This is a genomic window from Microbacterium canaveralium (genome assembly GCF_047238045.1).
In the GTDB taxonomy this organism is placed as follows: domain Bacteria; phylum Actinomycetota; class Actinomycetes; order Actinomycetales; family Microbacteriaceae; genus Microbacterium.
In genome coordinates this window covers 1,727,371-1,748,503 of record NZ_JBDFMA010000003.1, presented here as the reverse complement: position 1 = coordinate 1,748,503, position 21,133 = coordinate 1,727,371, and the positions used below count along the sequence as shown (strand labels likewise).

20 protein-coding genes and 1 tRNA gene are annotated in these 21,133 nt (G+C 69.3%); 13 read left to right on the top strand and 8 right to left on the bottom strand.

The genetic code is table 11. The features are described 5' to 3' along the window. Positions 1–335: 335 nt before the first annotated feature. Positions 336–2,873 carry an Rne/Rng family ribonuclease gene (locus ABC271_RS09325; RefSeq protein WP_412924603.1) on the top strand — a complete coding sequence of 846 codons (2,538 nt, stop codon included), beginning with the start codon at positions 336–338 and terminating at the stop codon, positions 2,871–2,873. Positions 2,874–2,945: 72 nt separating this feature from the next. Here ABC271_RS09325 and ABC271_RS09320 read toward each other — a convergent pair whose 3' ends face one another. Continuing rightward, positions 2,946–3,224, bottom strand: coding sequence for a DUF4031 domain-containing protein (locus ABC271_RS09320; protein ID WP_412924602.1), 279 nt, complete (start codon positions 3,222–3,224; stop codon positions 2,946–2,948). Between the two features lie 212 nt (positions 3,225–3,436). Here ABC271_RS09320 and rplU point away from each other — a divergent pair, with 212 nt between their 5' ends. The 9 genes from rplU (at position 3,437) to rsfS (ending at position 10,243) form a co-directional block, all read left to right on the top strand. Continuing rightward, a complete protein-coding gene (gene rplU / locus ABC271_RS09315; RefSeq protein WP_022878253.1) occupies positions 3,437–3,745 on the top strand; it encodes a 50S ribosomal protein L21 in 309 nt (102 codons plus the stop codon). An 18-nt stretch (positions 3,746–3,763) separates the two neighbouring features. Beyond that, the gene (gene rpmA / locus ABC271_RS09310) at positions 3,764–4,024 is read left to right on the top strand and encodes a 50S ribosomal protein L27 (protein WP_412924601.1); all 261 of its coding nucleotides are present in this window, start codon (positions 3,764–3,766) and stop codon (positions 4,022–4,024) included. A 99-nt stretch (positions 4,025–4,123) separates the two neighbouring features. Beyond that, positions 4,124–5,632: a GTPase ObgE gene (obgE, locus tag ABC271_RS09305; protein ID WP_412924600.1), complete on the top strand. Its 1,509-nt coding sequence runs from the start codon at positions 4,124–4,126 to the stop codon at positions 5,630–5,632. Beyond that, positions 5,629–6,465, top strand: a complete 837-nt coding sequence (gene proB / locus ABC271_RS09300) for a glutamate 5-kinase (RefSeq protein ID WP_412924599.1) — start codon at positions 5,629–5,631, stop codon at positions 6,463–6,465. The genes obgE and proB overlap by 4 nt, the downstream gene beginning before the upstream one ends. Before the next feature lie 4 nt (positions 6,466–6,469). Then, positions 6,470–7,729, top strand: a complete 1,260-nt coding sequence (locus tag ABC271_RS09295) for a glutamate-5-semialdehyde dehydrogenase (RefSeq protein ID WP_412924598.1) — start codon at positions 6,470–6,472, stop codon at positions 7,727–7,729. A 49-nt stretch (positions 7,730–7,778) separates the two neighbouring features. Continuing rightward, positions 7,779–8,003, top strand: coding sequence for a hypothetical protein (locus tag ABC271_RS09290; protein ID WP_412924597.1), 225 nt, complete (start codon positions 7,779–7,781; stop codon positions 8,001–8,003). Positions 8,004–8,013: 10 nt separating this feature from the next. Continuing rightward, positions 8,014–8,610: a nicotinate-nucleotide adenylyltransferase gene (gene nadD, locus ABC271_RS09285; RefSeq protein WP_412924596.1), complete on the top strand. Its 597-nt coding sequence runs from the start codon at positions 8,014–8,016 to the stop codon at positions 8,608–8,610. Next, positions 8,607–9,869: a ribonuclease E domain-containing protein gene (locus ABC271_RS09280; protein WP_412924595.1), complete on the top strand. Its 1,263-nt coding sequence runs from the start codon at positions 8,607–8,609 to the stop codon at positions 9,867–9,869. The genes nadD and ABC271_RS09280 overlap by 4 nt, the downstream gene beginning before the upstream one ends. Beyond that, a complete protein-coding gene (gene rsfS, locus ABC271_RS09275; protein ID WP_063257675.1) occupies positions 9,866–10,243 on the top strand; it encodes a ribosome silencing factor in 378 nt (125 codons plus the stop codon). The genes ABC271_RS09280 and rsfS overlap by 4 nt, the downstream gene beginning before the upstream one ends. Positions 10,244–10,308: 65 nt before the next feature. Here the strand turns inward: rsfS and ABC271_RS09270 are convergent, their stop codons facing one another. After that, positions 10,309–11,346 (bottom strand): methionine synthase, encoded by a 1,038-nt coding sequence (locus tag ABC271_RS09270; RefSeq protein WP_412924594.1) that lies wholly within the window; start codon positions 11,344–11,346, stop codon positions 10,309–10,311. 20 nt (positions 11,347–11,366) lie between these two features. After that, entirely contained in the window at positions 11,367–12,359 is a 993-nt protein-coding gene (locus tag ABC271_RS09265; protein ID WP_412924593.1) for a putative oxygenase MesX, read from the bottom strand. A gap of 121 nt (positions 12,360–12,480) precedes the next feature. Between ABC271_RS09265 and ABC271_RS09260 the strand changes: the two genes are divergently transcribed. After that, positions 12,481–13,422, top strand: a complete 942-nt coding sequence (locus ABC271_RS09260; RefSeq protein ID WP_412924592.1) for a LysR family transcriptional regulator — start codon at positions 12,481–12,483, stop codon at positions 13,420–13,422. Positions 13,423–13,472: 50 nt separating this feature from the next. Here the strand turns inward: ABC271_RS09260 and ABC271_RS09255 are convergent. The 5 genes from ABC271_RS09255 to ABC271_RS09235 form a co-directional block, all read right to left on the bottom strand. Then, positions 13,473–13,545 (bottom strand) — tRNA-Ala (locus ABC271_RS09255). Between the two features lie 43 nt (positions 13,546–13,588). Further along, positions 13,589–14,494 carry a 3-methyladenine DNA glycosylase gene (locus ABC271_RS09250; RefSeq protein WP_412924591.1) on the bottom strand — a complete coding sequence of 302 codons (906 nt, stop codon included), beginning with the start codon at positions 14,492–14,494 and terminating at the stop codon, positions 13,589–13,591. Next, a complete protein-coding gene (locus ABC271_RS09245; RefSeq protein WP_412924590.1) occupies positions 14,491–15,201 on the bottom strand; it encodes an SOS response-associated peptidase in 711 nt (236 codons plus the stop codon). Before ABC271_RS09245 ends, ABC271_RS09250 begins: the two co-directional genes overlap by 4 nt. 195 nt (positions 15,202–15,396) lie before the next feature. Then, complete coding sequence (locus ABC271_RS09240) at positions 15,397–16,428, bottom strand: App1 family protein phosphatidate phosphatase (protein ID WP_412924589.1); 1,032 nt, start codon at positions 16,426–16,428, stop codon at positions 15,397–15,399. 5 nt (positions 16,429–16,433) lie between these two features. Beyond that, positions 16,434–17,114, bottom strand: coding sequence for a DedA family protein (locus tag ABC271_RS09235; RefSeq protein WP_412924588.1), 681 nt, complete (start codon positions 17,112–17,114; stop codon positions 16,434–16,436). Between the two features lie 42 nt (positions 17,115–17,156). On the opposite strand from ABC271_RS09235, the gene pabB reads away from it, so the two are divergent. Further along, positions 17,157–18,407, top strand: coding sequence for an aminodeoxychorismate synthase component I (gene pabB, locus ABC271_RS09230; RefSeq protein ID WP_412924587.1), 1,251 nt, complete (start codon positions 17,157–17,159; stop codon positions 18,405–18,407). 91 nt (positions 18,408–18,498) lie between these two features. After that, complete coding sequence (gene leuS / locus ABC271_RS09225) at positions 18,499–21,075, top strand: leucine--tRNA ligase (protein ID WP_412924586.1); 2,577 nt, start codon at positions 18,499–18,501, stop codon at positions 21,073–21,075. Positions 21,076–21,133 lie beyond the last annotated feature (58 nt).

Here is a 21,133-nt window from a genome sequence, read left to right as displayed (position 1 = left end):
CGCTCCGTTCGGCCGCCGACATAAACGCCCCGGCTCCGCGGAAACGCCGTTACCGGGCGTTTCTGCCGAGCCCGAGCGTTGATGCGAGCGAGAACGGGGAATGACTCGCGCCGCACCTGTGAGCGAATCGCGCCGACCGTGCGATAATGGAGTTTCGATGAGCCGCGGCCGCGCCGCAGGCGAATCACCAGAAGACTTCGGGCGATGACCGCCCTTCGCAGCACGAGCCGCAGGCCTGCTGCAGACCGAGTGAGTTCGCGGCCCCGCCGGGTGCGGCGCCGCACGAGATTTCGCCGGGCGACGCGCGGTGTCGCCCGCTAGGGAGTACGCCCGATATGGCCGACGCAACAGAACAGCCCCCCGCCGAGACTTCGGCGATCGACACCCCCGCCGAAGATGTCCAGGACGACATCTCGGCGGCCGACGCTCCTTCGACGGACAGCGATCCCGACGACGAGGCCGCGGTCGAGGACGCCGAGACCGCAGCGGCGGTCGACGCCGGCGAGCCTGCCGTCCTCGAAGCGGATGCCGCCGACTCCGCCGCGGTGACGGCGACGGACGCCGTGGAGCCCGAGGCCGAAGAGACCCCCGCGGTCACGGAGCCCGAGCCCGAGGCATCCACGCAGCCCGAAGCGCAGGCCGAGCCCGAGACTCCCGTGCAGACTCAGCCCGAAGCGCCGGCCGAGCCCGAGGCTCCCGTGCAGACTCAGCCCGAAGCGCAGGCCGAGCCCGAGGCTCCGACCGAGCCGACGACACCCGCCATCCCCACGGCGGTGTCGCTCGGTCTGCTCCCCGAGGTGTTCGTCTCGGCCGTGTCGACGCAGCTGCACTTCTACGCCCCCGAGCTCCCGCCCCTGGCGACCCGCGACGACGTCGACGACCGTGAGGACGACGGCCCGGCCGAACGCACCTCCGTCAACGCCCGCCGCCGCAATCGTCGCCGCGGCGCAGCCCCCGCCGGTGCCGACGAGCAGCCCGAGGCCCCGGCCGCACCGGTCCGTCAGCGCGCGGTCGAGCTCATCACCGAGCCGCAGCGCATCAAGGGCTCCACGCGCCTCGAGGCCAAGAAGCAGCGCCGCCGCGACGGTCGTGAGGCCGGTCGTCGACGCCCCGTCGTGACCGAGGCCGAGTTCCTCGCTCGCCGCGAGGCCGTGGACCGCGTGATGGTCGTGCGGTCGAAGGGCGGTCGCATCCAGATCGGCGTGCTGGAAGACAACGTGCTCGTCGAGCACTACGTCGCCCGCAACCAGGATGCCTCCCTCATCGGCAACGTCTACCTCGGTCGCGTGCAGAACGTCCTCCCGAGCATGGAGGCGGCGTTCGTCGACATCGGGCGTGGACGCAACGCCGTGCTCTACTCCGGCGAGGTCGACTGGGACGGTGTCGAGACCGGCAACCAGCCCCGCCGCATCGAGCTGGCGCTGAAGTCGGGCGACCGCGTACTCGTGCAGGTCACAAAGGATCCGGTCGGCCACAAGGGTGCGCGTCTGACGAGCCAGATCTCCCTGCCCGGCCGTTACCTCGTGTACGTGCCCGGCGGCGCCATGAACGGCATCTCGCGCAAGCTCCCCGACACCGAGCGTGCGCGCCTGAAGAAGATCCTCAAAGAGGTGCTTCCCGAGTCGTCCGGCGTCATCGTGCGCACCGCCGCCGAGGGCGCGACCGAGGATCAGCTGACGCGCGACGTGCAGCGCCTGACCGCGCAGTGGGAGCACATCAGCACCCAGGTGAAGACCATCCAGGCTCCGGCGCTGCTGCACTCCGAGCCCGACCTGCTGGTGAAGATCGTGCGCGACGTCTTCAACGAAGACTTCACGCGCATGCTCATCCAGGGCGACGAAGCGCTGACGACCATCTCGAACTACCTTGCCGGCGTCGCTCCCGATCTGCTCGACCGCGTCGAGAAGTACGAGGGCGAGCAGGACCCGTTCGACGCGTTCCGGATCACCGAGCAGATCGAGAAGGCGCTCGACCGGAAGGTGTGGCTCCCTTCGGGTGGGTCGCTCGTGATCGACCGGACCGAGGCGATGACGGTCGTCGACGTCAACACCGGCAAGTTCGTCGGTTCCGGCGGAAACCTGGAAGAGACGGTCACGAAGAACAACCTCGAGGCGGCGGAAGAGATCGTCCGCCAACTGCGGTTGCGCGACATCGGCGGCATCATCGTCGTCGACTTCATCGACATGGTGCTCGAGTCCAACCGCGACCTCGTGCTGCGTCGACTGATCGAGTGCCTGAGCCGCGACCGGACCAAGCACCAGGTCGCCGAGGTGACCTCGCTCGGTCTCGTGCAGATGACACGCAAGAAGCTGGGTCTGGGCCTGCTCGAGACGTTCAGCGAGGCGTGCGAGGTGTGCGCCGGCCGCGGCGTGATCGTCCACCACGACCCGGTCGTCAAGCACCGTTCCGCTCCCGTCGCGAACGGCAACGGCAACGGAAACGCCAATGGCAACCGCCGCGGAGGCAGCCGCGGGGGCAACGGAGCCCCGACGAACAACGGCGCGAACACCGCCGCACCCGCAGCGCCCACGGGCGGCACGCATGTGATCACCGAGGGCGTGAAGTCGGCACTCGCTCAGATCGCGGCATCCACGATCCACCCCACCGTCGATGATCCCGCGGTCGAAGCGGCCGTGGTGGCGTCCGTCGAGGCGGCCCTGGAGGCCAAGGCCGAGGCGCCCGCCCGCGAGAAGCGCCCCCGTAAGAAGCGTGAGCCGCGCGCCCCGCGCACCGAGAAGGACGCACTGCTCGAGTCTGTGCTCGAGGCGCTCCCCGAGCCGAAGGCGCCGGGTCAGGGCCGCTCACGCCGCCGTGTGACCACCGCGGCGCTCACCGGCACGCCGGTCAGCGCCCAGCCGGCCGAAGAGGCCTGAGCCCCCACGTCCGCGCGTGAGGGGTCAAGATTCGTCGCTTCCGACCTCGGTCGGGCGACAGATCTTGACCCCTCACGAGCCTGTGGCGCGCCTCTCGCGGGCGGTGATCCGCAGGCCCGAGGCGCGGAGGCGGCGCACGAGTTCGCGTCCGCCGACGTGCTCGGCGCCGGCAGCGACGAGGTCGGCGTGGCGCTCGTCCGGAACGTCGTAGTGGTCGAGGTCGAAGGCTCGACGGGGGATGCCGGCTGCCGCGGCGAACGCGTGCAGCTCGGCGAGGTCCGAGTCGCTCACCAGGTGCGCCCAGAGCCGACCGTGCGCCGGCCACTGCGGGTCGTCGATGAGAATCGCCACCCGGCGATCCTATGGCCGACACGCGTCCCCGATGCTTTTGCCGGAATCCGCCGGGTGAGCTAAACTCGTCCTTTGGTGCGTCGTGTCCGCGCGATTGACGCGAGACCCCGCCGGCTCAGGTCGGCTGGATCGCACCGAGACTCAGGGCTTCAAGTCCTCCCGATGTCATCAGACAACCGGAGCCGTGCGCTCCCGAATGAAACAGGTGTGAAGTGGTTTACGCAGTTGTGCGCGCCGGCGGCCGGCAGGAAAAGGTCGAGGTCGGCACCATCGTCGTGCTCGACCGCCAGGCGGCGAAGGTCGGCGAGAGCATCCAGCTGCCCGCCGTCCTGTTCGTCGACGGCGAGACGGTCACGACCGACGCCGACAAGCTCGCGAAGGTCTCGGTCACGGCCGAGGTCCTCGGTGAGGAGCGCGGTCCGAAGATCGTGATCCAGAAGTTCAAGAACAAGACCGGCTACAAGAAGCGCCAGGGCCACCGTCAGGACCTCACGCGCGTCAAGATCACCGGCATCAAGTAAGAGCCAGGAGACGCAGAGATGGCACACAAAAAGGGCGCAAGCTCCACCCGCAACGGTCGTGACTCCAACGCACAGCGCCTCGGCGTGAAGCGCTTCGGCGGCCAGACCGTCCTCGCCGGCGAGATCCTCGTCCGCCAGCGCGGCACGCACTTCCACCCCGGCGCCAACGTCGGCCGCGGTGGCGACGACACGCTGTTCGCCCTCGCCGCCGGCTCGGTCCAGTTCGGTCAGAAGGGCGGCCGCAAGGTCGTCAACATCGTCGCCGCTGCCGCGGAGTAATTCCGCAGCTCACGGCGTTCCCGAGGGGGTGGGCACTGTGCCCGCCCCCTCGTCGTTTTTCTACGCCGGCCCCGCCGGCACCCTCCGGGAGGAGTTCTCATGGTCACCTTCGTCGACCGCGTCACCCTGCACCTGCGTGCGGGCAAGGGCGGCAACGGCTGCGTGTCGGTGCGCCGCGAGAAGTTCAAGCCGCTCGCCGGCCCCGACGGCGGTAACGGCGGGCACGGCGGCGACGTCGTGCTCGTCGCCGACCCGCAGGTGACGACGCTGCTGTCGTACCACCACTCGCCGCACCGCTCCGCGGGCAACGGCGGCTTCGGCATGGGCGACCACCGATCCGGTGCCGCGGGCGAGGAGCAGGAGCTCCCCGTGCCGCTCGGCACGGTGGTGAAGGATCCCGACGGCACCGTCCTCGTCGACATGCTCACCCCCGGGATGCGCTTCGTGGTCGCTCCCGGCGGCCTCGGCGGTCTCGGCAACGCCGCCCTCGCCTCGCCCAAGCGCAAGGCCCCCGGTTTCGCCCTGCTCGGCACGCCGGGCTGGGAGGGCGATGTCGTCCTCGAGTTGAAGACCGTCGCCGATGTCGCACTGGTGGGCTTCCCGTCCGCCGGCAAGTCGAGCCTGATCGCGGCGGTCTCCGCCGCCCGCCCGAAGATCGCCGACTACCCCTTCACAACGCTGCACCCGAACCTCGGGGTCGTCCAGGCCGGCGACGTGCGCTTCACGATCGCCGATGTCCCCGGTCTCATCGAGGGCGCGAGCGAGGGCCGCGGACTCGGTCTCGAGTTCCTGCGCCACGTCGAACGCTGCACCGCGCTCGTGCACGTGCTGGACTGCGCGACTCTCGACCCCGGCCGCGACCCGCTCACCGACCTGGATGTCATCCTCGCCGAGCTGGCCGCGTACCCCGTTCCCGAGGGGCAGCTGCCGTTGCTCGAGCGCCCGCAGATCGTCGCGCTCAACAAGGTCGACGTGCCGGAGGCCCGCGATCTCGCCGATCTCGTGCGCCCCGACCTCGAGGCCCGCGGGTTCCGCGTGTTTGAGATCTCCACGGTCAGCCGTGCGGGACTCCGCGAGCTCACGTTCGCCCTCGGCGAGGTCGTCGAGCAGCACCGCGTGGCCACGATCGACGACGCTCCCGCCGAACGGATCGTGATCCGCCCGCTCGGCTCGGAGAAGGACTTCACCATCAAGGTGGAGGGCGGCACGTACGGTCCCCTCTATCGCATCCTGGGCGACAAGCCCGTCAAGTGGGTGCAGCAGACCGACTTCCAGAACGAAGAGGCCGTGGGATACCTCGCCGATCGCCTCGCGCGCCTCGGCGTCGAGGACGAATTGTTCCGCGCTGGCGCTGTCGCCGGCGCGACCGTCGTGATCGGCCCCGGCGACGGCATCGTGTTCGACTGGGAGCCGACGCTCTCGTCGGCGGCGGAGCTCATGACGGCTCCGCGAGGCACCGACCCTCGCCTCCTGCAGAGCAATCGCCGGACGAGCAACGAGCGTCGCGAGCGCTACCACGAGCGCATGGATGCCAAGGCAGAGGCCCGAGCGGAGCTCGAGGCCGAGCGTCTCGCCGCCCGGGCGGGAGACGACGAGGGCGAGCGGTGACCGCGCGCGTCCGGGGCGACCTGCCCGCCGCGTCGCGCGTCGTCGTGAAGGTCGGCTCCTCGTCGATCAGCGGCGACGGCGCGTTCCGGATCGACCTCATCGTCGACGCCTTGGCCCGCGCGCGGCAGGGTGGGATCGAGGTCGTGCTGGTGTCCTCGGGCGCCATCGCGACGGCGCTGCCCCTGCTCGACCTGCAGGGACGCCCCAACGACCTCGCGACGCAGCAGGCCGCTGCCGCCGTGGGGCAGAACGTGCTCATGTGGCGCTATCAGACCTCGCTCGACCGCTTCGGACTGCTCGCCGGCCAGGTGCTCCTCACCGCGGGCGATCTCGAGAACGCGACGCCGCGCTCGAACGCCCGTCGGGCGATGGAGCGTCTGCTGGGGCTCGGCATCCTGCCCATCGTCAACGAGAACGACACCGTCGCCACGCATGAGATCCGCTTCGGAGACAACGATCGGTTGGCCGCCCTCGTGGCGCAGCTGATCGGCGCCGATGCGCTCGTGCTGCTCAGCGACATCGAGTGCCTTTACACGGCACCCCCGAGCGAGCCGGGCGCGCGTCCCATCACCGACGTGTCGTGGGGCGACGACCTCTCGCAGTACACGTTCGGGTCGGTCACCGTGAACGGCGTCGGCACGGGCGGAGCAGCGACGAAGGCCTCGGCCGCCAAGCTCGCGTCCGCGGCCGGAGTGGGGGTCCTCGTCACGAGCGCCGACCTCGTGTCGGAGGCGCTCACCGGTGCCCCCGTGGGCACCTGGTTCGCCCCGAACCCTGATCCTGTCACCCTTGCCACGGGACCCGTGGGAGCGGTGCGGGCGGCGATAGACTGACGCGATGACCCTCACCGCCGTTTCGGTCGACGAACGCCTGCGCCTGGCGAAGGATGCCGCGCGCCAGGTCGGGCTCCTCGATTCCGCGACGAAGACCGCGATGCTGCGAGCGATCGCCGACGCGATCGATGCGTCCGCCGACGACATCGTCGCGGCCAACGCCGACGACCTCGCCCGGGGCCGAGACGCGAAGATCGGCGAGGCCCTGCTCGACCGCCTCCGGCTCGACGCGGGCCGGGTCGCCGCCCTTTCCACCGCCGTGCGCGACGTGGCCGAGCTACCCGATCCGGTGGGTCGCGTCCTCGACCGACGCACCCTTCCGAACGGCCTCGCACTCGAGAAGGTCGCGGTCCCGTTCGGCGTCGTGGGCTCGATCTACGAGGCACGGCCGAACGTGACGGTCGACATCGCCGCGCTCGCCCTGCGATCCGGCAACGCGGTGGTCCTCCGGGGCGGCTCCGCTGCCCAGAGCTCGAACGCGGCTCTGGTCGACGTCATGCGCGGCGCCCTGCAGAGTCAGGGCATCTCGCCCGAGGCGATCCAGACCGTCGACGACTTCGGTCGTGAGGGCGCCCGAGCGCTCATGAACGCTCGCGGGCTCGTCGATGTCCTCGTGCCGCGGGGGAGTGCCGCCCTCATCGAGACCGTCGTCACCGAGTCGACCGTGCCGGTCATCGAGACCGGTGCCGGCGTCGTCCACGTGTATCTGGATGCCACGGCACGCGCCGACTGGGCCCGTGACATCGTGCTGAACGCGAAGACGCAGCGTCCGAGCGTCTGCAACGCGGTCGAGACCGTCCTCGTGCACCGGGACGCCGCCGACCGGCTGCTGCCCGATCTGCTCGGTTCGCTTTCCGCCGCGGGAGTCCGTGTCCACGGCGACGAGACCGCGGCCGCCTACGACCCGCGCGTCGTGGCCGCCACTGACGACGATTGGGCGACGGAGTACCTCAGCCTCGACCTCGCGGTCCGCGTCGTCGATGACCTCGACACGGCGCTCGATCACATCCGCCGCTACTCCACACATCACACCGAGTCGATCATCACCGACGACGAGGCTTCAGCCGCCCGCTTCCTCGCGGAGGTCGACTCGGCCGTCGTGCTCGTGAACGCGTCGACCCGGTTCACCGATGGCGGCGAGTTCGGGTTCGGTGCGGAGGTCGGGATCTCGACGCAAAAACTGCACGCCCGCGGCCCGATGGGCCTCGCCGAACTCACCAGCACCAAGTGGCTGGGGCGCGGCGACGGACAGGTCCGGGCCTGACCGCTAAAATGATGGTGCGCGTCGCGCAGATTTCTTGAACGGAGCACTGATGACTTTCGCCTCGCTGATCGCCCTCGCCGCCGAAGAGGGCGCCCACCACGGTGGTAACGCGCAGGCCGAGACGTGGTGGATCGGCGCCCTGGCCCTCGTCGCGTTCATCGCGCTGAGCCTGGTCACGCTGTCGTACCGCAACGTGTCGAACCGTCACGCGCACAAGGCCGCCGCATACACCGAGAAGCACGGGACGCCCACCCCCGAGGCGCACGGCCACTGAGGCCCACCGTATGTCGGTGACGCGCGCCCCTCGAATCGGGGTCATGGGTGGGACATTCGATCCCATCCATCACGGTCACCTGGTCGCGGCGAGCGAGGTCGCACAGTCCTTCGACCTCGACGAGGTCGTCTTCGTGCCGACGGGGCGTCCGTGGCAGAAGGCCGACGTCACCGAGAGCGAGCACCGCTACCTCATGACGGTCATCGCGACCGCGTCTAATCCGCAGTTCACGGTGAGCCGCGTCGACATCGATCGCGCCGGCCCGACCTACACGATCGACACGCTGCGCGACCTGAAGCGCGAACGTCCCGGTGCCGATCTCTTCTTCATCACCGGGGCGGACGCCGTTGCGCAGATCCTGGGGTGGCGCAATCATCGGGAGCTGTGGGACCTCGCCCACTTCGTGGCCGTGTCCCGTCCTGGACACGTCCTGTCGACTGAGGGACTCCCCACCGACGACGTCAGCCAGCTCGAGATCCCGGCGTTGGCCATTTCGTCCACAGACTGCCGCGCCCGCGTGCGCCGAGGACACCCCGTGTGGTACCTCGTGCCCGACGGCGTCGTGCAGTACATCGCGAAGCATCACCTCTACCGGAGCCCTGCATGAGCACATCCGAGAATCCCGAGACCCCGCCGCTGACCCGGCGTCAGCTGCGCGAACTCCGCAACACCGGCGCGACGCCGATCATCACGCCGCAGCCCGAGGTCCCGTCCGACGTCGCCGGTGAGCCGTCGCCCGTGGAACAGCCCCCCACGCCCGCCGACGTCGCGTCGGCGGATGGGCCCGCGACCGACGCCGCGGCGCCTGAGCGCACCGTGGAGGATCCGGCCACGGAAACAGAGCAGGCGCCCGAACCCCCCGCGAAGAAGGGGGGTGTGCTGGGCGGGCTCTTCGGCCGCAAGGCCGACAAGTCCGAGGATGGCGAGCCGGTGGATGTACCGGCACCGGTCGACGAGCCGTCGCCCGCTCCTGACGAGCCCGAAGCTCCTGCCGCCGCCGCCGTCGAGCCGCCGATCGTTCCGGCATCCTTTCCGCCGTCCGACGGGGGCGATCTGGGTGTGACCGGACTCACGCGACGGCAGGCGCGCGCTCAGGAGCGCATCCGCACCGCCTCGGTGCCGATCATCGCGCCCGACCTCCAGCCGGCAATCCCCGCGCCGCGCGCCGAGGCGGAGGAAGCGCCTCGTGTGCAGACGGCAACGCCGGTCGCTCAGGAGTCCGAAGAGCCGTCACCGACCGATGCCGCGCCCTCGTCGGAGACCCATGACGGCGAGAAGACCAGTGGCCTTCAGGCGATTTTCCGCCCGGCGGCGCCCAATGAGGCTGCCGACACCGGCGACGCCGCCACGAACGACGCTTCCGTTTCGACGATCGATCCGGCGTTCGGCTCGGGTCTCCTCAGCGGTCAGACGCCGGAGATCTCGCTCCCCCCGTCCTTCGATCAGCTGATCTCCCGGAGCCCCGCCACAGGTTCCGTATCCACCCCGAACGCGCTCATCCTCTCGCAGACACCGGCCGGGGTGCCGCTGGTCGGTCCGATCACCTCGACCGGCGAAGTGCTCATCACGGGCACCTTCGAACTCCCCGAGGGCCTTGGCTCGGCCGGTCACGCCCCCGGAACCACGGATGGTCGCGACGTCGACGCCGTTCTCCTCGACGGAGAGCTGCCGCCGGCCTCGTCGCCCACCCCCATCGCGGCCAGCGCCGCCATCAGTACCGTCAAGCAACCCGGTGAGATCATTCGCCCCCCGGCGCCCGAGAAGGGCAGCAAGCTCGTCGTCGGTCTCATCATCACCACGGGCGCCCTCGCCGTCGCGGTCGCCGTCGCGCTGGTCCTCGCCTTCACGACAGGAGTCTTCGGATGACAGCCAGCCCCAACGGAATCGAGATGGCGCGCATCGCCGCCATCGCCGCCGACTCGAAGGCCGGTGAGGATCTCGTCGCGCTCGACGTCTCCGAGCCGCTCCCGCTCGTCGACATCTTCCTGCTCGTGACGGGGCGCAACGAGCGCAACGTCGCCGCGATCGCGGACGAGGTCGAGGAGAAGCTCCTCGAGGCCGGGCACAAGCGCCTACGCCGCGAAGGACGCCAAGAGTCGCGTTGGGTGTTGCTGGACTTCGGCGACCTCGTCGTCCACGTGTTCCACGAACAGGAGCGCGTGTACTACGGCCTCGAGCGCCTGTGGAAGGACTGCCCGGTCGTGCCGCTCGAGCTGCCGGCTCCGGCCTCCGCCGACTGACGCGATCGCGACGAAGGGCCGCCCCGTGAGGGGCGGCCCTTCGTCGTTCCCCGCTCAGACCAGGCTCAGACCAGGGCGGGGGAGAGCTCGGCGCGTAGGATCGCGGCGCCCGCGCTGAGGGCGCTGAGCTTGGCGAGCGCCACCTCGCGTGGCAGCGGAGCCATCCCGCAGTTCGAACTCGCGATGAGCTTGTCGGCATCCACGAACTCCAGAGCCCGCCGGAGCGTGTCGGCGACTTCTTCCGGGCGCTCGATCTCGTTCGACGCCACGTCGACGGCACCGAGCATGACCCGCTTGCCGCGGAGCAGCTCGATGACATCGAGCGGGATGCGGGAATTGTGGGACTCCAGTGAGATCGTGTCGATGCTCGAGGCCTGGAGGAGCGGGAACGAGTGCTCGTACTGGCGCCATTCCGGACCGAGCGTCGCCTTCCAGTCCGTGTTGGCCTTGATGCCGTAGCCGTAGCAGATGTGCACCACCGTCTCGGCGCGCAGGCCCTCGATGGCGCGCTCGAGTGTCGCGATTCCCCAGTCACGCACGTCGTCGAAGAAGACGTTGAAGGCGGGCTCGTCGAACTGGATGACGTCGACCCCGGCAGCCTCGAGCTCCTTGGCCTCCTGATTCAGGATTCCGGCGAACTCCCACGCGAGCTTCTCGCGGCTCCCGTAGTAGTGGTCGGAGAGCGTGTCGATCATCGTCATCGGTCCGGGCAGCGCCCACTTGATCGGCTGATCGGTCTGTCTGCGGAGGAAGGCGGCATCCTGGACGAAGACCGGCCTCTCCCGCGCGACCGGCCCGACGACGGTCGGGACGCTCGCGTCGTAGCGGATGCGGATGCGGACCGTCTCGCGGTTCTCGAAGTCGACGCCGGTGAGATGCTCGATGAAGGTCGTGACGAAGTGCTGGCGCGTCTGCTCACCGTCGCTGATGATGTCGATCCCGCGTCGCTGCTGCTCGTGGACGGCGGCGCGAAGGGCGTCGTGCTTTCCCTCGACGAGAGCGTCCCCCTCGAGCGCCCAGGGCGACCACAGCTTCTCGGGTTCGGCCAGCCACGAGGGCTTGGGGAGGCTGCCGACGGCGGCGGTGGGAATCAGGACGTTCATGCGTGCGGGGCTCCGGCGGGTCAGTGGATGAGGGCGGGGGAGAGGCCGGCCCAGCGGGCGAGCAGCTCGCCGTGGGGCTTCACGAAGTGCTCCTCCGTGTACTTTCCCTGGGTCACGGCCAGGCGGGAGCGCTCCTCACGGTCGTAGTCGACGCGTGTGCGCGAAAAGTCGCTGCTCTCGAGGGTCGGGCGGAACACGTGGGCTGCGGCGGAGTTGGCGTTGTAGATCTCGGGGCGGTAGATCTTCTGGAACGTCTCCATCGTGCTGATCGTCCCGATGAGCTGCAGGTTCGTGTAGTCGTTGAGCAGATCGCCGCGGAAGTAAAACGCGAGCGGCGCCGAGCTGCCCTCGGGCAGGAAGTAGCGGACCTGGAGGCCCATCTTGCCGAAGTACTCGTCGGTGAGGGAGTAGTCGTCCTGCACGTACTCGACCCCGAGAACCGGATGCCTGTTGTCGGTGCGTCGGTAGGTCTTGCTCGTCGAGACACTGATGCAGATCACCGGTGACACCGCGAAATGCCGCTGGTACTCGGGCGACTCCAGGAAATGCTGGAAGAGCTTTCCGTGCAGCGCTCCGAAGTCGTCCGGCACCGTGAAGCCGCCCGCTGCGGCGCTTGCGGCCGGGAGCAACACGCTGAAGTCGAAGTCGCGCAGGTACGACGAGAAGTTGTTCCCGACGATGCCGTGATGCCGCGCGCCGGTGGTCCGATCGACGATCACGAGGTCGAGGACCTCGAGGAGCGGGAAACGCTGGTCGTCACCGGATGCCGCGAACTCGAGGTCGACCGACACGATGTCGATCTCCAGCGTGTAGCGGTCACCGTCAGGGTTGTCCCACCGCGCGAGGTCGTTGAACCGGCGGTCGATCATCGTGAGGGCGTTGCGGAGGTTCTCCTGGCGATCCTCGCCTCGGGCCAGGTTCGCAAAGTTCGTGGTGGCGCGCGAACTCTCGGACGGCGAGTAGTTCTCGTCGAATCGGGTGGTCGAGATCTGGAACGTGAAGTCGGTGGACATCGCCAGATGCTCCTCTCGCGCATGGGGAGACCGCCGCGCGGTCATCGGTGGTTCCATGGTGCTCGCGTTCGGCATCCATCGGGTAATCCGACGCGACTATCCGCTCGTATAGTCTTTGCCTATGGCTCGTCGACCGAGCGGCGTGACGCTGCAGCAGCTCCAGTCGTTCATCGAGGTCGCCGCCGAAGGCTCGATCTCCGCTGCCGCGGACCTGCTCTACGTGTCCCAGCCGACGATGTCCGCGGCGATGAAGGATCTCGAGGCGCGCGTCGGGCGGTCGCTCCTCGTCCGCTCCGCGCGTGGCATCACGCTCACCTCGGACGGCGTCGAGTTCCTCGGGTACGCCCGGCAGGTCGTCGAACAGGTCGCCCTGCTCGAACAGCGCTACCTCGATCGGCCGCCCTCGCGCCGACTCCTCGGGGTGTCTGCGCAGCATTACTCCTTCGCCGTTGACGCGTTCGTGCGGATGGTGAAGGCGAGCGGGGCCGAGCAGTACGAGTTCTCGCTGCGCGAGACGCGGACGTGGGACATCATCGAGGATGTCCGGACGCTGCGGAGCGAACTCGGCATCCTCTATCGCAACGATTTCAACCGGGATGTGATCGACAAGCTGCTGCGCGACTCGGGGCTGTCGTTCCACCCGCTGTTCCTTGCCGACCCGCACATCTTCGTGTCGCGCAAGAACCCGCTGGCGGCGCGGAAGCGCGTGACCCTCGAGGACCTCGAAGGGCTGCCGCGCCTGACGTTCGACCAGGGGACGAACAACTCGTTCTATTTCGCCGAGGAGATCCTCTCGACCCGGTCGAGCACGCAGGAGATCCGCGTGTCCGACCGCGCGACGATCTTCAACCTCATGATCGGCCTCGGGGGCTACACGATCTCGACCGGCATCATCAGCGACGACCTCGACCCCGAGATCGTCGCCGTGCCCCTCGAGGTCGACGAGCGCATCGAGATCGGGTGGATCGCCCACTCGGCGATCCCACTGACCGAACAGGCGCGGCGCTACCTCGACGAGGTGCGGGCGGTCGTCCGGGAGTTCGACGTGGTGCTGCTCGGGTGAGGCGGAAACGCAAGATGCCCCGCGAATCCTTCGCGGGGCATCTGTTTCGGTGGACCTGAGGGGACTCGAACCCCTGACCCCCTGCATGCCATGCAGGTGCGCTACCAGCTGCGCCACAGGCCCGTTTTCTGTTGTTCGCCCCTCTCGAGGCAACTCCATGAGCTTACTACACGGATTCGGGAGGCAAGAAATCGGCTCCACCGGGCGTGTCGTTCCCTCCCGTGACGGCGCTCACGAGCGCCGCACGCAGGGCCTGCGAACGGAGACTCACCGCCCGCTGACGCGCGACGTACTGCGCCTTGCCGTCGGGCGTCTCGATCGCGACGGGAGAGTAGCCCCAGTCGGCGAGGTCGTAGGGCGACGCCTCCATATCGAGGATCCGGATGTCACGGGCGAGCTCGAACGCGTCGAGCAGAATCTCGCCGGGCACGAGCGGCCCGAGCTTCACCGCCCACTTGTACACGTCCATGCCCGCGTGCAGGCAGCCCGGCTGTTCGACGTCGGCCTGCGAGTCGCGCGTGAGCGGCGCCTTGTTGCGCGGAACCGCGTCGGGGGTGAAGAACCGGAACGCATCGAAGTGCGTGCACTTGAGGTCGTGCGACTCGACCACGGCATCCGTTCCGTCGGATCCGAGACGCAGCGGCACCGCGTGCCGCACCTCATCGGTGCGATAGGCCATGGCCCACTCGTGCAGGCCGAAGCATCCGAACTGCGCCGGGCGAGCGGCGGTGGCGCGCAGCAGGTTCACCACGCCGCGGTACAGCGAGCCGCGTTCGCGGCGGAAGTCGTCGGCATCCACCTCGACGCCGTCGGCGACGGGGCGGTACCAGCGCCAAGTTGCGCGCTCGTCGGCGTCGGCGAGAACAACCCCGGGACCGGGATGCCACCGGCGCAGGATTGCGGGCTTGTACGAGTAGTAGGTGAAGAGGAAGTCCTCGACCGGATGCTTCTCGCCCCGCGCCGCGCGGGCACGATGAGCGGCCGTGAGCGCGTCGGCCCGCTCGGCGTGGGCCTCCGCCCGCGCGATCCACTCGGATCGCGACAGCGCGGTCGTCTCCAGGAGCGCCGTCATGCCACGGGCTCGATGAGCTCGGGCGAGTCATTGCGGACGTTTCCGACCGCCGGCGACACGACATGATCGTCGAGAGTTTCGGCGACGTCGGGGGCCGCGTCGATCGCGGCATCCAGGATGTCGCCGACGTTCTCGGTCGTCGGGTCGAGCCACGCGTCGGCGAAGTCGGGGTCCATGAACAGCGGCATCCGGTCGTGGATGGATCCCAGTCGCCCGATCGAGTCGCGCGTGAGGATCGTGCAGCTCAGCACCCAGCGCGCCGGATCGTCGTCGGCCTTCGCGGGATCCTTCCACCACTCGTAGAGGCCCGCGAAGAACAGCGGCGAGCCGTCGGCGGGGTGGATGTAGTGCGGGGTCTTGCCCGCCTCCGTCGTCTTCCACTCGTAGTACCCCGAGGCGGGGATGACGGCGCGGCGCTTGATGAGGGCGTTCCGGAACATCGGCTTGTCTTCGACCTCTTCGGACCGCGCGTTGAACGCCCGCGCGCCGATCTTGACGTCTCTCGCCCACCCCGGGACGAGACCCCAGCGCGCCACCTCGAGTCGCCGCACCGGCGGTTCGGTCTTCACCGAGTCGAGGACGATGGCCACGGATGCCGTGGGCGCGATGTTGTACGACGGAGGAGGGAGCTCATCGGTCTCGACGTCGACGCGCAGCACCCCCACGAGCTCGGATGCCACATTGGCCACGACGAATCGACCGCACATGCCTCCACCGTACGCGGGACCTCCGACACGCGGGTCGCGCTCGGTCGCTCGCCGCGACCGCGGTTACCGCGACCGCGGTTACCGCGAGACTTCATCCGCCCGACATCTCCCTTGCGGACTGCAAGGGAGATGTCAGCGCGATGAAGTCTCGGCGAAAAGGGGGAGCGCAAACCCCCACCGACACGGCCGTCCGAGTCAGGCGTCGCGGGAGATGACGCCGGCGTCTTCGAGGCGTTCGAGCAGCCCGGCTCCGTCGGACTCGGTGACCCACGGGACGTCGGCGGCCGAATGGTCGTCGACGACCGTGCGACCACCGGCGAGCACCGCCTCCGCGGGGAGCAGACGGCGGATGGCGACGGCGGCGACGCTGTCGGGGTGCTCGATGGCGAACTGCGTGTAGATCGCGTCATCGTGCTGACCGTCGTCACCCACCAGCAACCACTTCACGTTCGGGAACTCGCCGGCGAGCCGTCGGAGGTTGCTCTCCTTGTGGTCGCGGCCGCTGCGGAACCAACGGTCGTGGGTCGGGCCCCAGTCGGTGAGCAGGAACGAACCCGACGGGAAAAGGTGTCGGCGCATGAAACGCGTGAGCGTCGGAGCGACGTTCCAGGCGCCGGTCGACAGGTAGATGACCGGCGTCCCGGGGTGCTCACGCGACAGTCGCTCCAACATGACCGCCATTCCCGGCACGGGCTGGCGAGCGTGCTCGTCGACGACGAAGGAGTTCCATGCCGCGAGCAGCGGGCGGGGAAGGGCGGTGACCATGACGGTGTCGTCGATGTCGCTGACGACGCCGAACCGCACGTCGGAACCCACGATGAAGACGCGCGTCTCCGTCGGCGCGCTGCCCTCGACGGTCGTCGTCACCGTCTGCCAGCCGGGCGGCAGGGTCGCCGGCAGCTTCGCGTCGATGACTCCACCACGATCGGCGATGACCTTGTGCGCGACCCCCTCGATCGTGACGGTGACCTGGGCGAATCCGACGGGCACGGCCGCGAAGCTGCGCCAGCCGCGCAGGCTGGCGAAATCGCCGGTCGAGGTGCGCTTGCCCGGGGGAGTGATCAGCACGCGCCCGAGGACGCGGACCCACTCCTCCGTGCCGTATCCGGGGAACCCGGTCACCGTGGGGCGCAGACCGCGGGCCCGCGCTCGACGCTCACGCCAGGCGTGGAAGCGGTACTCCAGGCGGGCGAACCAGAGCACTTTGGCGCGAGGGGAACGAGGCATCCCCCTCAGTCTTTCACGTCGTCGCCCGCCGGTTCGAGGGTGTCGTGTTCTTCGGCGAGGTGGCGGCGCTCGATGCGCTCGAGCACCTTCTTGCCGACGTACACCAGGATCAGGAAGACGACGATGATCCCGACGAAGACGTATCCGGCGTAGTGGATCTGGTCGGCGAGCTCGCGGTACGTGCCCGCGGCGGTGGCGGCGACCGTGATGTAGAGGCTCGCCCAGACGATGCACGCGGGGGCCGTCCACGCCAGGAAGCGCCGATAGCGGTAGCCGGCCATCCCGACCGTGAGCGGCACCAGGGAGTGCAGCACCGGAAGGAAGCGCGACAGGAAGATCGCGGGGCCGCCGCGGCGGCGGAGATAGCGGTCGGCGCGTTCCCAGTTGCGGTCGCCGAGTTTCTGCCCGAGGCGCGAGGCGCGGATGCGCGGCCCGAAGTACCGGCCGAGCCAGAATCCGAGGCTCTCGCCGACGAGGGACCCGATCACGACGGCCACGCCGAGCAGAACCCCGTCGAGCGGTGAGGAAATCGCGGTCCCCGAGACGATCACGACGGTGTCGCCGGGAACGATCAGACCGACGAGCACGCTCGTCTCGAGCATCATCGCGAGTCCGGCCACGAGCGTGCGCACCACGGGATCGACGTTCTGGACGACGTCGAGCAGCCACGTGAGGATCTCGTTCACCTCGCTCAGCCTAGGGCCGTCGACGCGCCCTAGCCTGGGAGCGTGCCGCGCTCTGTCTCCACGGTCGCCCTGCCGCGCTGGCAGGAGCCCGACGATGTCTTCGCCGCGCTGTTCACGGACGCCCCGCACGCCTTCTGGCTCGACGCCGGCGCCGACGCCGAGACCGGCTGGACCTACCTCGGGACGGGTCACCGCGCCGCGGCGGACGCACCCTTGGCGAGGGATGCCACGACCGCCGCTCCCGTCCCCGACGACGCGCCCGCGTTCCGCGGCGGATGGGTGGGCTGGATCTCCTACGAGGGTGTCCCCGCGTGGCTGCGCGTCGATGCGCTGCTCGCGTTCGATCACGCCGCGAGGCGGGTCTGGGCCGTCTCCGCGACGGGCTCCGCCGAGTCCCTCGCGGCAGCCGCGGCCGACGTGCCGACTGCCCCGGCCCCGCCCGAAGCGCCGCCGCGGGGGATGGCATCCGCCCGCCACACACCGGGGGAGTACGCCGCGCTCATCGCCGCCTGCCGAGAGCGGATCGCCGATGGCGACGCGTACCAGCTCTGCCTCACCACGCGATTCACCCTCCCGGGACCCACCGACGCTCTCGCGGCCTTCCGTCGGCTCCGCCGGGGTGCCTCGTCGCATCACGCCGGCTTCCTCCGCATCGGCGACACAGCGCTCGTGAGCGCGTCGCCCGAGCGCTTCCTCGAGGTCCGTCACGGCCGCGTGCACACGCACCCGATCAAGGGCACGCGCCCCCGGCATCCGGATCCCGCTCGTGACACGGCCCTCGCCGAAGACCTGCGGACGGATGCCAAAGAACGCGCCGAAAACGTCATGATCGTCGACCTCATGCGCAACGACCTCTCGCGCGTGTGCGAACCGTCGTCGGTCGGTGTGGACCGTCTGCTCGAGGTCGAGACGTACCCCACGGTGCACCAGCTCGTGAGCGAGGTGTCGGGGACCCTGCGGGCCGGAACGACGATCCGCGACCTGCTCGACGCCGCCTTCCCCGCCGGGAGCATGACGGGTGCCCCCAAGGCGTCGGCCATGGAGATCCTGGCGAGCCTGGAGAGCGCCCCGCGCGGCGTCTACTCGGGCGCGTTCGGGTGGATCGGCGACGACGGCGCGGCTGATATCGCGATGGTCATCCGCAGCATCGTCGTGGAACCGGATGCCACCTGGGTCGGCGCCGGCGGAGGGATCACGTGGCGGTCGGTGGCGGCATCCGAGGTGGCCGAGGTGGGGATCAAGGCGCGTGCTCCGCTGGCGGCGGTGGGCGCCGTCGTCCCTCCCGGATGGTGAGGGTCCGGGGCCGCCGGAAGGTGCCGCGCGTGGTCCGGTAGCCTGGACGTTGGCCCTCGTGGCCTCCCGACTTTCACGATTGGTCTCACCCGTGTCACAGAACCCCTCTTCCGCGCCGTCCGCCGACGGAGGCTTCGACCCTCACGAGATCCAGGCGAAGTGGCAGCAGGCGTGGGCCGAGAAAGACCCGTTCCGTGCCGGTGGTGACGCCGACACCCGCCCGCGCAAGTACGTGCTCGCGATGTTCCCGTACCCCTCGGGCGACCTCCACATGGGGCACGCCGAGAACTACCTCTACTCCGACATCGTCGCCCGTTTCTGGCGCCACCGCGGGTACAACGTGCTCAACCCGATCGGGTGGGACTCGTTCGGCCTGCCCGCCGAGAACGCCGCGATCAAGCGTGGCGCCGACCCGGTCGAGTGGACCTACGCGAACATCGCACAGCAGAAGGAGAGCCTGAAGGACTACGGCGTCTCGTTCGACTGGAGCCGCGTGCTGCACACGAGCGACCCCGAGTACTACCGCTGGAACCAGTGGCTGTTCCAGAAGCTGTACGAGAAGGGGCTGGCGTACCGTAAGGACGCCCTGGTCAACTGGGACCCTGTGGACCAGACCGTGCTCGCGAACGAGCAGGTGCTGCCGGACGGCACGAGCGAGCGCAGCGGCGCCGTCGTGGTGAAGAAGAAGCTGACGCAGTGGTTCCTGCGCATCACCGACTACGCCGACCGCCTGCTCGACGACCTCAACCAGCTCGAGGGCTTCTGGCCGAGCAAGGTCATCCAGATGCAGCGCAACTGGATCGGCCGTTCGATCGGCGCCGACATCGAGTTCGAGATCGAGGGTCGCGACGAGAAGATCACGGTCTTCTCCACCCGCCCCGACACCCTGCACGGCGCGACGTTCTTCGTCGTGGCCCCCGAGTCCGACCTCGCGGCCGAGCTCGCGGCATCCGCCGACATCGAGGTGCGGCAGAAGTTCCAGGCCTACCTCGCCGAGGTGCAGCGCGCGACCGACATCGAACGGCAGGCCACCGACCGTCCGAAGACCGGCGTGTTCCTGGGCCACTACGCGATCAACCCGATCAACGGCGAAAGGCTGCCGATCTGGGCAGCCGACTACGTGCTGGCCGACTACGGTCACGGCGCCGTCATGGCGGTTCCCGCCCACGACCAGCGCGACCTCGACTTCGCGAGGGCGTTCGACCTGCCGGTGAAGGTCGTCGTCGACACCAACGCCCCCGTCACGGGCGCCATCCCCGTCATCGAGGTCGACGAGGACGGAGTTCCGATCGATCCGCTGGGCGACGTCGACGACCTCGACCCCGTCAAGACCGGCATCGCGCTGACCGGCGAGGGCCGCATGATCAACTCGGGATCGCTCAACGGCCTGTCCAAGCGCAACGCGATCGCGCGGATGATCGACGAGCTCCAGACGAGGGGCGTCGGACGGGCGGCCAAGACCTACCGCCTCCGTGACTGGCTTATCTCGCGCCAGCGCTACTGGGGGACGCCCATCCCGATGCTGCACGCCGAGGACGGCACGATCGTGCCCGTCCCCGAGGACGAGCTGCCCGTCGTGCTGCCCTCGGTCGAGGGTCTCGATCTCAAGCCCAAGGGGTCGTCGCCGCTGGGGGCCGCGACGGAGTGGGTGGAGGTCACCGACCCCGAGACGGGGCAGACGATGCTGCGCGACCCCGACACGATGGACACGTTCGTCGACAGCTCGTGGTACTTCCTGCGATTCCTTTCGCCGAACGACCCGAACGAGGCGTTCTCCCTCGGGGAAGCCCGCAAGTGGGGCCCCGTCGACTTCTACATCGGCGGTGTCGAGCACGCGATCCTGCACCTGCTGTACGCCCGGTTCATCACGAAGGCCCTGTTCGACATGGGCCTGGTGGAGTTCACCGAGCCGTTCTCGAGCCTGATCAACCAGGGCATGGTCATCCTCGACGGCTCGAAGATGTCGAAGAGCAAGGGAAACCTCGTTCTCTTCCAGGAGGAGCTCGACGCCCACGGCGCCGACGCGCTGCGTGTGGCACTGGCGTTCGCCGGCCCCGTCGAGGACGACAAGGACTGGAACGACGTCTCGACCACGGGTGCGGCGAAGTTCCTCGCCCGCGCCCTGCGCATCGCGCACGACGTCGACAGCGAGACCGACGTGGTGTGGGCGGAGGGCGACACGGCGCTGCGCCGCGTGACGCACCGCCTCCTGGCCGAGGCGCCGAACCTCGTCGAACAGACGAAGTTCAACGTCGTCGTCGCGCGCCTCATGGAGCTGGTCAACGCCACGCGTAAGGCGATCGACGGTTCGGCCGGCGCGAGCGACCCCGCCGTCCGCGAGGCGGCCGAGGTCATCGCGATGACCCTCGACCTGTTCGCCCCGCACACCGCGGAAGAGATGTGGCAGACGCTCGGCTACAACGGTTTCGTCGGTCTCGCGACCTGGCGTCAGGCCGACCCGACGCTGCTCGTCGAAGACACCGTGACCGCGGTGGTGCAGATCGACGGCAAGGTGCGTGGCACGCTCGAGGTCTCGGCCAAGATCGGTGCCGACGACCTCGAGGCCGCCGCCCGCGCCGACGAGAAGGTGCGCCGAGCCCTCGGTGACCGCGAGATCGTGCGCGCGGTCGTGCGTCCGCCGAAGGTGGTCAGCTTCTCGACGAAGTAGTTCGTCGTTCCGGATGCCACGTCCCCGGCGCTCTGCGGAGCGAGGGGGCGTGGCATCC

Coding starts and splice junctions, on each gene's coding strand:
- obgE (WP_412924600.1), top strand. CDS start 4,124: ATGGTCACCTTCGTCGACCGCGTCACCCTGCACCTGCGTGCGGGCAAG.
- ABC271_RS09250 (WP_412924591.1), bottom strand. CDS start 14,494: ATGACGGCGCTCCTGGAGACGACCGCGCTGTCGCGATCCGAGTGGATC.
- ABC271_RS09290 (WP_412924597.1), top strand. CDS start 7,779: ATGACTTTCGCCTCGCTGATCGCCCTCGCCGCCGAAGAGGGCGCCCAC.
- ABC271_RS09265 (WP_412924593.1), bottom strand. CDS start 12,359: ATGTCCACCGACTTCACGTTCCAGATCTCGACCACCCGATTCGACGAG.
- ABC271_RS09245 (WP_412924590.1), bottom strand. CDS start 15,201: ATGTGCGGTCGATTCGTCGTGGCCAATGTGGCATCCGAGCTCGTGGGG.
- ABC271_RS09280 (WP_412924595.1), top strand. CDS start 8,607: ATGAGCACATCCGAGAATCCCGAGACCCCGCCGCTGACCCGGCGTCAG.
- ABC271_RS09270 (WP_412924594.1), bottom strand. CDS start 11,346: ATGAACGTCCTGATTCCCACCGCCGCCGTCGGCAGCCTCCCCAAGCCC.
- ABC271_RS09325 (WP_412924603.1), top strand. CDS start 336: ATGGCCGACGCAACAGAACAGCCCCCCGCCGAGACTTCGGCGATCGAC.
- ABC271_RS09295 (WP_412924598.1), top strand. CDS start 6,470: ATGACCCTCACCGCCGTTTCGGTCGACGAACGCCTGCGCCTGGCGAAG.
- ABC271_RS09240 (WP_412924589.1), bottom strand. CDS start 16,428: ATGCCTCGTTCCCCTCGCGCCAAAGTGCTCTGGTTCGCCCGCCTGGAG.
- nadD (WP_412924596.1), top strand. CDS start 8,014: ATGTCGGTGACGCGCGCCCCTCGAATCGGGGTCATGGGTGGGACATTC.
- rsfS (WP_063257675.1), top strand. CDS start 9,866: ATGACAGCCAGCCCCAACGGAATCGAGATGGCGCGCATCGCCGCCATC.
- ABC271_RS09260 (WP_412924592.1), top strand. CDS start 12,481: ATGGCTCGTCGACCGAGCGGCGTGACGCTGCAGCAGCTCCAGTCGTTC.
- rpmA (WP_412924601.1), top strand. CDS start 3,764: ATGGCACACAAAAAGGGCGCAAGCTCCACCCGCAACGGTCGTGACTCC.